Annotated in this window: 12 protein-coding genes; 6 read left to right on the top strand and 6 right to left on the bottom strand. The window is 74.6% G+C overall.

Annotated features, from left to right (window positions below):
- Positions 1-49 precede the first annotated feature (49 nt).
- The 3 genes from C229_RS0110035 (at position 50) to C229_RS0110025 (ending at position 3,620) form a co-directional block, all read left to right on the top strand.
- Entirely contained in the window at positions 50-1,273 is a 1,224-nt protein-coding gene (locus C229_RS0110035) for a sensor histidine kinase (RefSeq protein WP_240487202.1), read from the top strand.
- A gap of 619 nt (positions 1,274-1,892) precedes the next feature.
- Entirely contained in the window at positions 1,893-2,567 is a 675-nt protein-coding gene (locus C229_RS0110030) for a response regulator (RefSeq protein WP_476692015.1), read from the top strand.
- A 123-nt stretch (positions 2,568-2,690) separates the two neighbouring features.
- On the top strand, positions 2,691-3,620 hold the full coding sequence (locus C229_RS0110025; protein ID WP_018654936.1) for a TIGR03621 family F420-dependent LLM class oxidoreductase: 930 nt from the start codon (positions 2,691-2,693) through the stop codon (positions 3,618-3,620).
- Between the two features lie 136 nt (positions 3,621-3,756).
- Here C229_RS0110025 and C229_RS0110020 read toward each other — a convergent pair whose 3' ends face one another.
- Positions 3,757-4,656, bottom strand: a complete 900-nt coding sequence (locus C229_RS0110020) for a TIGR03564 family F420-dependent LLM class oxidoreductase (RefSeq protein ID WP_033424263.1) — start codon at positions 4,654-4,656, stop codon at positions 3,757-3,759.
- An 81-nt stretch (positions 4,657-4,737) separates the two neighbouring features.
- Between C229_RS0110020 and C229_RS0110015 the strand changes: the two genes are divergently transcribed.
- A complete protein-coding gene (locus C229_RS0110015) occupies positions 4,738-5,262 on the top strand; it encodes a TetR/AcrR family transcriptional regulator (RefSeq protein WP_018654934.1) in 525 nt (174 codons plus the stop codon).
- A 349-nt stretch (positions 5,263-5,611) separates the two neighbouring features.
- Here C229_RS0110015 and C229_RS0110010 read toward each other — a convergent pair whose 3' ends face one another.
- A complete protein-coding gene (locus C229_RS0110010) occupies positions 5,612-6,694 on the bottom strand; it encodes a S1C family serine protease (RefSeq protein ID WP_033424219.1) in 1,083 nt (360 codons plus the stop codon).
- A gap of 182 nt (positions 6,695-6,876) precedes the next feature.
- On the opposite strand from C229_RS0110010, the gene C229_RS0110005 reads away from it, so the two are divergent.
- Complete coding sequence (locus C229_RS0110005) at positions 6,877-7,971, top strand: baeRF3 domain-containing protein (protein WP_018654931.1); 1,095 nt, start codon at positions 6,877-6,879, stop codon at positions 7,969-7,971.
- On the opposite strand, the gene C229_RS0110000 is transcribed toward C229_RS0110005, so the two are convergent.
- Positions 7,958-8,680, bottom strand: coding sequence for a metal-dependent hydrolase (locus tag C229_RS0110000; protein WP_033424262.1), 723 nt, complete (start codon positions 8,678-8,680; stop codon positions 7,958-7,960). The two genes, C229_RS0110005 and C229_RS0110000, sit on opposite strands and share 14 nt — an antisense overlap.
- A 174-nt stretch (positions 8,681-8,854) precedes the next feature.
- On the opposite strand from C229_RS0110000, the gene C229_RS0109995 reads away from it, so the two are divergent.
- Positions 8,855-9,391, top strand: coding sequence for a hypothetical protein (locus C229_RS0109995; protein WP_026313633.1), 537 nt, complete (start codon positions 8,855-8,857; stop codon positions 9,389-9,391).
- A gap of 13 nt (positions 9,392-9,404) precedes the next feature.
- On the opposite strand, the gene C229_RS0109990 is transcribed toward C229_RS0109995, so the two are convergent.
- From C229_RS0109990 to C229_RS0109980, 3 genes are all read right to left on the bottom strand, one after another.
- Entirely contained in the window at positions 9,405-10,493 is a 1,089-nt protein-coding gene (locus tag C229_RS0109990) for an MFS transporter (RefSeq protein ID WP_018654928.1), read from the bottom strand.
- A gap of 108 nt (positions 10,494-10,601) precedes the next feature.
- Positions 10,602-11,570, bottom strand: coding sequence for a DNA polymerase ligase N-terminal domain-containing protein (locus C229_RS0109985; protein WP_026313631.1), 969 nt, complete (start codon positions 11,568-11,570; stop codon positions 10,602-10,604).
- 21 nt (positions 11,571-11,591) lie between these two features.
- Positions 11,592-12,278 (bottom strand): ComEA family DNA-binding protein, encoded by a 687-nt coding sequence (locus C229_RS0109980; RefSeq protein ID WP_033424261.1) that lies wholly within the window; start codon positions 12,276-12,278, stop codon positions 11,592-11,594.
- Positions 12,279-12,296: the final 18 nt, after the last annotated feature.

Here is a 12,296-nt window from a genome sequence, read left to right as displayed (position 1 = left end):
AGCCTTCCGGGGGAGGTGGCGGCCCGTTCCCGTCTGCCACGATCGAGGGGTGAGACGGGGACTGGCGGTCGTGACCGCTCGGCGGACGTGGCGCCGGTGGGCCTATCTGGTGGCCGGCGGGGCGCTGCTGCTGCCGTACTGGCTGCTCTCGATGACCGTCATCGGGCCGCTGCCGGTCGCCCTGGCCGCGCAGCTCGTGCTGATGCTCGTCGTGCTGCCCGTCGCCGGGACGTTCCTCACCGGGCTCGTCCCGGCGGTGCGGTCGCTGGAGGGCGCCGCCGCGCGGGAGCTGCTGGGCGGGCCGCTCGCGGCGCTGCCCGCCTCGTCCGGGCGGGCCTTCGGTGACCGGGTCCGCACGGCCGTCTGGTACACCGCGCACCTGCACGTCGGCGTCGTCGTCAGCGCGATCAGCCTCGCGGTGCCGCCGTTCGCGGTCGTCACGATGTTCGCGCCGTGGAACGCGTGGACCGAGCCGTTCGTCGGGCCGGGGCCGGGGAAGTGGGGCGGCTGGGCCTGGGTGGCGATTCCGGCCGGGCTCGCGACGCTGGCGGGCGTCCTCGCGCTGATCGTCGGCGCCGGGGCGGGGCTGGCGCGGCTAGCGCCCCGGCTGCTCGGGCCGTCTCCCGCCGAACGCGTCGCCGAGCTGGAGGCCGCCGCGACGCGGCTCGCTGAACGCAACCGGCTCGCCCGCGACCTGCACGACTCGGTCGGGCATGCGCTGAGCGTCGTCACGCTCCAGGCCGCCGCGGCCGGGCGGGTCCTGGCCACCGACCCCGCGTTCGCGCGCGAGGCGCTCGGCGCGATCGAGGAGACGTCCCGCGCCGCCCTCGAAGACCTCGACCACGTCCTCGGCCTGCTCCGCGAGGACGCCCCCGCCCGCGCCCCGCAGCTCACCCTCGGCGACCTGCCCCGGCTGCTCGACCAGACCCGCATCGCGGGCGTCTCCGTCGCCGCCGACGTCGATCCCGGGCTCGCCCGCGTCCCGGCGGCCGTGTCGCGCGAGGCGTACCGGATCGTCCAGGAGGGGCTGACCAACGCGCTCAAACACGCCGGGAAGGTCCCGGTCCGCGTGCGGGTGGCGGTGCGCGGCGACCGGCTGGAGATGGAGATCGACAATCCGCTCGGCGAACGCGAGATCACCACGAAGGGCGGCGGACGCGGCCTGTCGGGCGTGCGCGAACGCGTCAGCGTCCTGCGCGGCACGGTCGACGCCGGCCCGTCCGCCGAAGGCTGGCACCTCCACGTCGTCCTGCCCCTGGGCCCGTCCCCGTAGGAGCAGCGAACCCGCCCGCCCGGAACAACGAGGGCCCCCGGCGCCCGCCCCGCCGAGCGGGCCGCCTCGCGCGCATGTGGAGGGCTTGCGCGCATGCGGAACGCTCGCGCGTATGCGGAAGGCCCGCGCGTATGCGGGACGCTCGCGCACTCGGGAGGCTCCGTTCGGAACGCGGTTGTCAGCCGGGCACAGCCGGAGGGCTCGTGCGTGTGCGTAAGGCTGGTTCAGGAGCGCGGCGTCGATCTGTGTGGTCTGGGCCGCCGTGCCCGCATCCGGAGGGCTGGCGAGCAGCTCGCCGTAGAGCCGGGCGACGGGCGGGCTGCCTTGCGCGCATGCGGAGGACGCACACCGCTGCGTGCGTGCGGGCGGCTGCTGTCCGGGCTGCCTTGCGCGCACGTATGCGGCAGGCTCGCGCGCATGCGGGAGGCTTCGCCCGGAACGCGGTTGTCAGCCGGGCACAGCCGGAGGGCTCGCGCGTGTGCGGAGGGCTGGTTCACGAGCACAGTGTCGGTCTGGGCGTTCTGGGCGGTCTGGGCGGACTGGGCCGCCTATGTGGAGGGCTGCGCAGTCATGGGGAGGCGGGCGGTTGTGGCGGGTTCGTATTGGAATCCGAGTGCTGATGGTTTTTGTGTGGGAGGGCGGGGTTGTGGCGATTCGTGTGTTGCTCGTCGATGATGAGCGGTTGATTCGGGCCGGGCTGGCCGCGTTGATCGGGGCCGAGCCGGGGCTGGAGGTGGCCGGGGAGGCGGCGGACGGCGCCGAGGTGCCCGCCGCCGTGCGGGAGACACGGCCCGACGTCGTGCTCATGGACGTGCGCATGCCCCGGCTGGACGGCATCCAGGCCACGCGGCGGCTGCTCGCCGAACCGTTCCCGCCGAAGATCATCGTGGTGACGACGTTCGAGAACGACGAGTACGTGTACGACGCGCTCAAAGCGGGCGCGTCCGGGTTCCTGCTCAAACGGGCGCGGCCCGAGGAGATCCTCACCGCCATCCGCATCGTCGCCGAGGGCGACACGCTGCTGTTCCCCGCCGCGATCCGGTCACTGGCCGAGCGGCACGGCGTCCCCGCGCCGCCCGCCGCGCGGTGGCACGGGCGGCTGACCGAGCGGGAGGCCGACGTGCTCCGGCTCGTCGCGAAGGGACGCGCCAACGCCGAGATCGCCGCGGAGCTGTTCGTCAGCCCGCAGACGGTGAAGACGCACGTCGGCAACGTCCTGGCCAAGCTCGGCGCCCGCGACCGCACCCAGGCGGTGATCCTCGCCTACGAGACCGGCTTCATCGTCCCCGGCTGAACGCTCGCGTGGGATGGGCCGGTGAGGGATGTCCGGTTCGGTGCTCGGCGTCCTGGAACGCTGGTTCCCGCTTGTGAGACCGGTTTTGTGGTTCTCGGCTGAACGCTCGCGCAGGAGGAGTTCATGAGAGATTTCCGGTTCGGTTACAACGTGCGCGGGCTCGGCACCGCCGCCGACCTCGCCGTCGACGCCCGCCGCGCGGAGGCGTTCGGGTACGACGTCGCGCTCGTCCCCGACCACCTCGGCGGGCCGTCGCCGTTCGTCACCGCGCAGGCCCTCGCCGACGCCACCGACGGGTTGCGCGTGGGCACGCTCGTCCTGAACAACGGGTTCTGGAACCCGCACCTGCTCGCCCGCGAGGTCGCCAGCGTCGACCGGCTCAGCGGCGGCCGGTTCGAGCTGGGCCTCGGCTCGGGGCACATGAAGTGGGAGTTCGACGCCGCCGGAATCGCGTGGGAGCCGTTCCGCGAGCGGTCCGCGCGGCTCGCCGCGACGATCGCGACCCTGGGCCGGATCTTCGCCGACCCGATGTACGCCGAGCGGGCCGACCTGCACGAACAGCACGGTATCCCGGTGCTCGAACCCGTGCAGCGCACCGGGTTCGGCGGGTCGGGGCCGCCCCTGCTCGTCGGCGGCACCGGCGACACCGTGCTGGAGATCGCCGCCGCGCACGCCGACACCGTCGCCGTCGCGGGCGTCTTCCAGGCGCCGGGCGAGCCGCCGGGCACGTTCCGGCTCGGCACCGCCGCCCAGGCCGCCGAGCGGGTCGCGTTCGTCCGCGACCGCCTCGGCGGGCGCGACGCCGAGCTGAGCATGCTGCTCCAGCGGGTCACGCTCACCGGCGACCGCCGCGCCGCCGCCGAGGAGACCGCCCGCCTCCTGCCATACCTGAGCGTGGACGAGATCCTGGAGACGCCGTTCCTCGCGTTCGGCACCCCGGAGCAGATCGCCGCCCAGCTCCGCGCGCACCGAGAGGAGTACGGCTTCTCCTACGTCACCGTGCACGGCCCCTTCATGGAACACCTCGGCCCCGCCATCGAACTCCTGCGCTGAGCGCGCCCGCGGCCGCTGGCGTTTGCCGTCGTTGCTTTCGTGTGGGCGGCGTGGTCCGGCGTCCGTGCACTGTGCGGAGTGCGGGTTCTGCTGCGTCGTCGTCGTGCACGTGCCGTTCGTGGGGCAGCCGGGGGCGTCATGGAGGTGCTGTGCTGAGCGCGCCTGCGAACTCCAGGGTGCGGCGTCGTTGGTCGGGGGTGCCGTGGGGGCTGATCAGTAGGTCGGTGACGCCTGCGTTGGCGAATCGGGCTATTTCGGCGGTCAGGGCGCGTTCGTCGCCCGCGATGGCGGTCTCGTGCACGCCGGTCAGGCCCTGCCGGGCGAGGATCGCGCGGTAGGCGGGGAGTCCGCTCGCGAAGCCGAGCTGTGTTGCCAGCTCGGCCCGCACGCTCTCGGGGTCGTCGGTGAGGGCCGCGTAGACGCCGGCCAGCACGCGGGGCGCGGGGCGTCCGGCGGCCTGCGCTGCCGCCGTGACGGACGGGACGATGTGATCGGCGAGCGCGGCGGGGCCCGTCCAGGTGGTGACGACGCCGTCGGCCAGCTCGCCCGCGATCCGCAGCATCACCGGCCCGAGCGCGGACAGGATGACCGGCGGGGGAGTGGCGCCGGGTGCGTCGATGCGGGTGGTGGCGCCGGAGTACGTGCCGTCCTCGCCGCGCAGCAGGGGGCGCAGCGCCTCCAGATACGCGCGGACGTGCCGGGCGGGACGCTCGTAGGACAGGCCCAGCTCGCCCTCCACGAGCGCGGCGTGGCTCGGCCCCACGCCGAGCGTGAAGCGGCCGCCGGTGAGGGCGGCGGCGGTGAGCGCCTGCCGCGCGAGCGCGGCGGGATGCTGCGCGTAGGTCGGGACGATCGCGGTGCCAGCCTCCAGCGACGGGTTGTCCCGCGCGGCGAGGACGGCGGTGTCGACGGCGTCCCAGCCGGTGAACTGGCCGTAGAAGACGCTGCCCAGGCCCGCCCGCGCGATATGCCGGGCTTCTTCGGCGTGGTCGTCGAGGGGCGCGCCGCCCGCGAGGAGGAAAGCGCCGATGCGCATGGGGATCGCCTCCATAAGGTGAACCGGATGTTCCGGTTCCGGAGGTTAACATGAACTCCACGTTCCGGTTAAGGGGGAAGCTTGCGCGCCGACGCCCAGCGCAACCGCGCCCGCATCACGTCCACGGCCCTCGCCCTGTTCGCCGAGCACGGACCCGGCGTCCCGATGGACGAGATCGCCCGTGCGGCGGGCCTCGGCGTCGGCACCCTCTACCGTCACTTCCCCGACCGCGCCGCGCTGGTCGAGGAGATCGCCCTGACGGCCCTGCGGGAGACGCACGAGGTCGTGCGCGGGCTCCTGGCGAACCCGCCCGCCGACCCCTTCGACGCCGTCACCGCCTTCGCCCGCTACGGCGCCGACGCGCCCTTCGCCCTGGTGAAGTCCCTCAGCGAGTCCAGCCCCGCACCGGCGGAACGCGCCACCCTCCAGACCGAGGTCAACGCCCTCCTGACGACCCTGATGGAACGCGCCCGCGCGACCGGCGCCCTCCGCCCCGACATCACCCCCCACGACGCGGTCGCCGTCCTCAGCCACGCCGTCTGCCGCCCCGGCGCCCACCCCGACGACCCCTACATCCGCGTAACCCTCGCGGGCCTCCGCCCCTGACCACCCCGACGAGCCCTTCACCGAGGATCGCCCGGCGCGCGTTTCGGGCCTGCGGGCCGCGTCGCCGGGGCTACCCGGACGGTAGGGCTTGCCGCCTCGCGGCTCGGGCTGTCGGGCGACACCGGCCCGGGGCGGCCCGGCGAGACCTCGCCGGGGCGTCCGGCGATCACCGCGCGGTTCGGGCCTGCGGGCCGCGTCGCCGGGGCCACCCGGACGGTAGGGCTCGTCGCCTCGGGGCTCGGGCCGTCGACGCCCGGCGCGTTCGGGTGGTCCGGCTGCGTCCGGCGAGGGCTTCGGCGGGCGGTCCGGTGCTCGGCGCGTGCGGTTCGGGTCTGCCGGGGCCGGGTTGTCAGGCGCCGCCGGCGGGGAGTTCGCCCAGGGTGACGTTCGTGGTGCGGCGTTGGCCGGTGGGGTTCTCGATGTCGATGCGGGCGCGGTCGCCTGGGTTGAGGCCCGCGAGGATCTCGGCCAGGGCCGTCTGGCCCGGGGTCGGGGTGCCGTTGACGGCGATGATGCGGTCGCCGGGGCGGATGCCCGCGCGGGCGGCGGGGCCGCCGTCCTCGACCTCGACGACGCCGACGGCGGCCTGCTGGGAGCTGTCCGGGTCGATGATGGTGCGGACCGTCACGCCGAGCGCCGCCCGGCCGCTGTCGGTGACGCGTCCGTCCTCGATGAGCTGCGGCACGATGCTGCGCACCGTGTTGGACGGCGTCGCGAACCCGATGCCGCCCGCCGTCCCGCCCGCCTGCGGGTCCGACGCCGCCGCCGTCGGGATGCCGAGCACCTCGCCGGACAGCGACACCAGCGCGCCGCCGCTGTTGCCCGGGTTGATCGCCGCGTTCGTCTGGATCGCGTTCCCGATCGTCGCGCCCGGGAAGGCACCCTCGCCGCGCGTGGAGACTGTCCGGTTGAGCGCCGAGACGATCCCGTTCGACACGCTTCCCGACAGCCCGAGCGGATTGCCCATGGCGAGCACGATCTGCCCCACCTTGGCGGCGCCCGAGTCGCCGAACCGCGCCGGACGCACCTGCACGCCGTCCACCTTGACGACCGCGAGGTCGTCCGCCGCGAACGAGCCCGTGAGCGTCGCGCGCGTCGGCGTCCCGCCGCTGGCCGCCGTGACCCGGATGCGCTCGGCGCCCGCGACGACGTGCGCGTTCGTCACGATGTGCCCCTGGTCGTCCCAGACGACGCCCGAGCCCTCGGCGTCCTCCGTCGTGATCTGCACGACCGACGGCAGCACCCGGCTCACGACCTGCTCGTACTGCTGCTGCAACGCGACCGCCGCGCCACCGCCGTCGCCACTGTCGGCCGGACTGGCGGCCGGTGAGCCGCTACTCCGCGTGATCGGCGTACCGCCCGCGCATCCCGCCGCCAGTACCGCCGCGAGCACCGCTCCCGTCGCGGCGCGCGCCTGCGTCCTCGTCCCCATCGGCCACCCCCGCACAGGTCATGCCCGTGCGGGGCCCGTCCGCAAGCCGGGTCAAGTGATCTTGAACGGTGCCGGGCGGCGCCTTGAACACCGGCGCGATCATCGAATGCCCCTTACGCCCCGTTTACCGGCAAGTCGTTAGAAAGGGGCTGTACCGACGAACGTCATCCGATCGGGGGATCATGGACGCCGTCACGCTCTCCGAACTGCGCAAGCCGCGCACCTTCCCGGCCGTCTCGGTCGTCATGCCGACGTACCGCCACGCCCCGGAGAACCGCGGCGACGCGATCCGGCTGCGCAACCTGCTGGGCGAGGTGCGGCGCCGCCTCACCGCCGACGACCGCGTCGACCCGGCCGCCGCCGACGGCATCCTGCGCGGCCTGGAGGAGGCCGCCGGTGAACTCGACCCGCGCGACGCCGAGGACGGGATCGTCCTGTTCGCGGCCCCGAACGGCGAGCACCACGCGTTCACCGTCGAGACCGAGGTGGACGAACGCGTCATCGTCGACACCACGTTCGCGACCCGCGACCTCATCGCGGCGCACCACCGCACCCCGCGCTACTGGCTCGTCTGCCTGTCCGACCGGCGCGCCCGGCTGTGGGACGGCCAGGGCGGCGAACTCACCGAGCACCGTGGCGACGGCTTCCCGCTCGCGCCCGAACCGCTCGACGAGCAGGGCGACGGGCAGCGCGACCGCCGCTCGGCCGGCACCGGCGACGAGCCGCACCGGCGCCTCGTCCGCGCCGTCGTCACGGGCCTGCACGCCGTCCTGGCGCGCGACGCCCGCCCGGTCGTGATCGCGGGCGTCACCCGGCACCAGGCGCTCTTCGACGAGCTCGCCGGTCCCGGCGTGACGATCGCCGGGCGGATCGACGGCGGCTTCGAGGGCGCGTCCGCCGGGACGCTCGCCGAGCTGGCCCGGCCCGTGCTCCAGGCGTACGACGACCTGCGCGAGGTCGCCGTCCTCGCCGAGCTGGAGGCCGCGCGCGGCCTCCGCCGGTACGCGGCGGGGCTGCGGGACGTGCTGCCCGTCGTGGAGCGCGGCCAGGCCGAGCACCTCGTCGTGGAGCGCGGCTACTACGCGCCCGCCGTCCGGACGCCGCGCGAGGTCGTCCCGGTAGACGGCCCGGTCGGCGCGCTGCACGGCGCCGACGTCGTGGACGACGTGGTGGACGACCTCATCGAGACCACGCTGGAGTACGGCGGCGAGGTCACGTTCGTGTCCGACGGGTTCCTGGTCGACCACGACCGGATCGCGGTCGTCACCCGGTATTAGACCCGGTCAGGATCTCGACGCCGAGGTCCCCGAGCACCGACCGCATCGTCAGGATCACCACGCCGACCGTCAGCACCGGCGCGATGACCCACCGTTCGACCTTGCCGTCGGTCCTGGGGATCAGCGGCAGCCCGATCCGGGCGCGCAGCGGCCAGAACACGGGGCAGCCGCGCGGGGTGAGGCAGTCGCCCGCGATGTGCGCGAGGCAGCCGAGCGCGACGGCGTACCCGGCGAAGCTCATGTCGAGGTCGTGCATGAGGTAGACGGCGAGTCCGGCGAGGACGCAGTCGAGGATGGACGACTGCGGCTCCTTGCCCTCGAAGTCGAACCCGATGCCGCGCAGCCCGAACCCGATGATCACGAACAGCGCGGCCCACCAGCCGTAGATCGCGTAGGTGGCCAGCGCCCACATCGCGAAGCCCATCAGCACGGCGAAGAAGATCGAGTGCGTCGCCTGCCGGTGTCCGCCGGAGATCTTGCCGACGTACTTGCAGAACACCCGGGTGACCGGCCCGAACGTGTTGGCGATCCGCCCGTTGTGGTGGTCGATGTCGGGGAGCAGCGCGGCCCCGGCCGTCACGACGGCCCCGGCCAGCAACTGCTTGGGCGTCAGATTCACCGCCGCCTCGCCGAGCAGCCGCTCCTGCCCCAGCACCGGCGCCGCCGCGAGCCACACCAGCGCCCCGCTCAGCGCATGGTTCCCGCCCATCATCCCAAGATCACCCTTTCCACCCGAACCCGACCCGGCCGGACTCTAACCCCCCGAAGATCCCCATCTCCTCACGCCGCGCCGTGTTAGAACACACTGACGAATAAGGCGCATCCGGACCCCCGCCGGTTCCCGCGTCACGCCGCCGTCCGGGTGCCACTACATTCGACGCCCATGCAACGTCTCACCGGTGTGCTCGTCGGCGCCGTCTTCGGGTTCGTCTTCGTCCTTCTCAACACCGGCGCGCCGCTGGCCGCCCGGGCGGGCGTGGCGGCGCGCTGCGGGGCGGGGCTCGCCCTGGCCGTCGTCGCGGTCGCCTGGGTCCGGGCGGCCCGCTCCGCGCGGACGTCCGACGGCGGCTCGGCGCGGGGGCCGATGTTCGGGCGGGGTTACCTCGTGGTCGTCGGCGTCGAGGTGGTCGCGTTGTTCGGCGGGCTCGCCGTGCTCCGGACGGCGGGGGCGCCCGAGGAGTGCGGGGTCGCGTGGGTCGCGGTCGTCGTCGGGGCGCACTTCCTGGTGCTGGCGCGGGTGTGGCGCGAGGCGTCGGTGCTCGTGCCGGGTGCCGCGCTGACCGTTCTCGGCGTCCTCGGGCTGGTTCTGGCCGGTACGGCGGAACGCGCTTGGACGCCCGTCGTCTCGGGCGCGCTGTCCGGGGCGGTGCTGCTCGCCGGAGCGCTGTGGACGGTCGCGAGCGCCCGGACTCCCCGGTGACGGTGCGGCGGCGTCACCCCCGGCTCCCGCGCCGCCGCGCCATCGCCAGCAGGAGCGCCAGCGCGGCGTACGGCAGCGCGGCGAACGCGAACAGCGCGCCCGGACCCGCCCAGCGCGAGCCGAGCGCGTATCCGGCGAAGGCGAGGACGGCGACGACCTCCTCCCCGAACCCGGCCAGCGACGTGACGGTCGCCCGCGCGCCCGGCTCGATGCGGTCCTGCAACCGGGCGTCGGCCGCGGCGAGCGACCACTGGAACACGCCGAACGCGGCGCCGACCAGCACCATGCCCGCCGGATGCCCGCTCGCCGCCCCGGCCGCCAGGAACAGCGCGGCGGCGCCGAGCAGCGGCACGAACCACCGCGTCCCACGCCCGGCGCACCAGGCGCCCGCCGCGTCCCCGGCCGCCACGACGAACAGCAGCGCGGGCACGGCCGCGAGCGTCGGCACCATCGACGCGGCCAGCAGCGGCAAGTACTCGTCGAGCGCGGCGACGAACGTCAGCGCCGACAGCACCGCCAGCGCCGCGCCCACGCCGGGCACCGCCCGCACCTGCCGCAGCCCGTCCCGCAGCACGACGCGGAACCCGGGCTCGTCCTCGTCCGGATCGGCCCGCGCCGGACGGCCCTCGGGCAGCGCGCGGGCCACCAGGGCGCCGAGCACGCAGACACCGACGCTCGCGACGCCCACCGCCGTGTAGCCGCCCCAGGCGAGGACCGGGACGGCGAGCGCCGTCGCGACCAGGACGGCCGTCGTGTCGAGGGCGCGCACCCGGCCGATGACGCGGGCATAGGTATCGGCGGCCCCGGCGCGCTCCAGCTCCTCGTAGGCGAGCGCCTGCACGGTGCCCGAGCGCAGCGCCGAACCCGCGCCCCACAGGACGAACCCCGCCGCGAACGCCGGATACGACGGCGCGAACGTCCACAGCGCGTATCCGGCACCGGTCACCAGCGGCGCGCACGTCAGCAGCGTGCGGCGCGCCACCAGGTCGGCCAGCACGCCGGACGGCACCTCGAACACGAACGCCGTCGCGGACCAGAGCACGAACAGCGACGAGATCTGCGCCGGACCGAGCCCGGTGTCGGCGAACAGCAGCGCGTACACCGGGTACAGCAGGACGAGGTTCTCAAGGAACGCCGAAGCGTACAGCGCGGGTACGAGCCGCCCGCCCGGCGTCGTGAATCAATATCGTCGTCGCGTCATGCCCCGACTCTAGTTCCCGGCGGGCAGCAACCGCCAGTCCGGCGACGTCGCGCCCGGCCGGTACCGCGAGTCCAGCCGCTTGGCGACGATCGATGCCAGCCCCTGCCGCGCCGCCGCGTCCCGCACGGCCGCGCCGTCGCCGGGGAACCACGGCGTGACGGAGGCGAGCCCGAGGCCGTCGAGCCGGTCGCGGCGCTCCTCGTAGGGCGCGTCGAGCAGCGGATGCCCGTCCAGGTGCAGCACGTCGAAGACGAGATACGCGGCGCGGCCGTCGACCTCCGCGAACTCCCCGTCCAGCAGCGCGGGCCGCGCCCCCAGCGCCTCGCCCAGGACGGTCCCGAGCCGGGACGGCCCGGACGCGCCGAGGAACCGCGTCCGGCCGCCCTCGACGCGGGCCAGCGCCCGCCGCCCGCCGTAGGCGAACTCGAACGCCCACCGGGACGCGTCGCGCGGCAGCCGCTCGCGCCGCTCGGGCAGCATCGGCGCCCAGTCGTCCGGCGGGGGAGCGGCGGACGGGTCGGCGGGCGGGTCCATCCGGTGGATCATCCAGTTCTTCCCGCCGGTCTGGAACAGCACGTACCGTCCCGACACGCGTGTTCCGTGCAGGACGAACTTGACCTCCCGGTCCGTCCACTTCTCCGTCTCGTAGGTGCCGCGATCCCACAGGATCACCCGGCCGCCGCCGTACTCGCCCGCCGGGATGTCGCCCTCGAACGAGGCGTAGTCGAGGGGATGGTCCTCGGTGTGCACGGCGAGGTGGTTCGTCTTCGGCGACGGCGGAAGCCCTTTGGGCACCGCCCACGACACCAGCACGCCGTTCCGCTCCAGCCGCAGGTCCCAGTGGAGGCTCGTCGCGTGGTGCTCCTGGACGACGAACGTGTCGTCGCGGCCCGCCGGGAGCGGCCCGTCGCGCGGCACGGGCTCGGGCGTGCGCTCCGCGCTGCGCCGCCTCCGGTACTCCGCCAGCCGATCGCTCACCTACCGCCCGTACCCGCCCGGCTACCGGATGAAGACCGCGAAGTCCGCGACGTCCGGGGTGATCTCCGGCGGCAGCTCGGCCACGAGCGACATCTCCTCGGCCGACTGGAACCCGCCCGTCTCCGCGCGGACGGCGACGATCCGGTCCGCCAGCTCCCGCGTCACCCCCGGCAGGTGGACGAGCACGTCCACCGGGGCGTGGTTGACGTCGATGAGCCCGCCGTCCTGGTAGCGGCGCGGCAGGTCCGGCCGGCCGATGCGCAGCTCGCGCGCCAGGCCCGGGTCGGACGCGGCCAGCGTCCGCGCCCGCTCCCGCAGTAGCCGGTGCCGCCGCACCCGCTCCACCTCGGCGTCGTTGCCCAGCCCGGACAGGCCGTCGGGGTCGAACACGCGGCGGCGGATGAGGAACGCGTGCCCGCAGCCCACGACGGCCAGCACGAACATCAGCAGGCCCGCGACGGTGCGCCCGTCCTCGGACCCGGCCTGGGGCAGGTTCATCATCAGCAGCGTGAACACCGCGCCGTAGCCGAGCGTCGCCACCAGCAGGTGCGCCGACCGCCGCCACAGCAGCGCCGCCGCGAACGTGAACGGCGTCGCGTACCCCAGCGTGAGGAACGGCAGGGCCGCCCACGTCACCGACAGGGCCGCCCGGCCCGGGGGCATGTCGTCGGACGGCACGCGGGACTCGTACGGCGCCGGAACGTTCATGAGGGTCTCCCGGACGGT

The sequence above is a fragment of the Actinomadura flavalba DSM 45200 genome (assembly GCF_000374305.1).
Taxonomy (GTDB): Bacteria; Actinomycetota; Actinomycetes; order Streptosporangiales; family Streptosporangiaceae; genus Spirillospora; species Spirillospora flavalba.
Note: the sequence above shows the minus strand (reverse complement) of the source record. Positions and strands in the feature narration are given on the sequence as shown.

Coding starts and splice junctions, on each gene's coding strand:
- C229_RS0110020 (WP_033424263.1), bottom strand. CDS start 4,656: ATGCGCATCGGCGCTTTCCTCCTCGCGGGCGGCGCGCCCCTCGACGAC.
- C229_RS0110030 (WP_476692015.1), top strand. CDS start 1,893: ATGGTTTTTGTGTGGGAGGGCGGGGTTGTGGCGATTCGTGTGTTGCTC.
- C229_RS0110000 (WP_033424262.1), bottom strand. CDS start 8,680: ATGGGCGGGAACCATGCGCTGAGCGGGGCGCTGGTGTGGCTCGCGGCG.
- C229_RS0110025 (WP_018654936.1), top strand. CDS start 2,691: ATGAGAGATTTCCGGTTCGGTTACAACGTGCGCGGGCTCGGCACCGCC.
- C229_RS0109995 (WP_026313633.1), top strand. CDS start 8,855: ATGCAACGTCTCACCGGTGTGCTCGTCGGCGCCGTCTTCGGGTTCGTC.
- C229_RS0109980 (WP_033424261.1), bottom strand. CDS start 12,278: ATGAACGTTCCGGCGCCGTACGAGTCCCGCGTGCCGTCCGACGACATG.
- C229_RS0110005 (WP_018654931.1), top strand. CDS start 6,877: ATGGACGCCGTCACGCTCTCCGAACTGCGCAAGCCGCGCACCTTCCCG.
- C229_RS0110010 (WP_033424219.1), bottom strand. CDS start 6,694: ATGGGGACGAGGACGCAGGCGCGCGCCGCGACGGGAGCGGTGCTCGCG.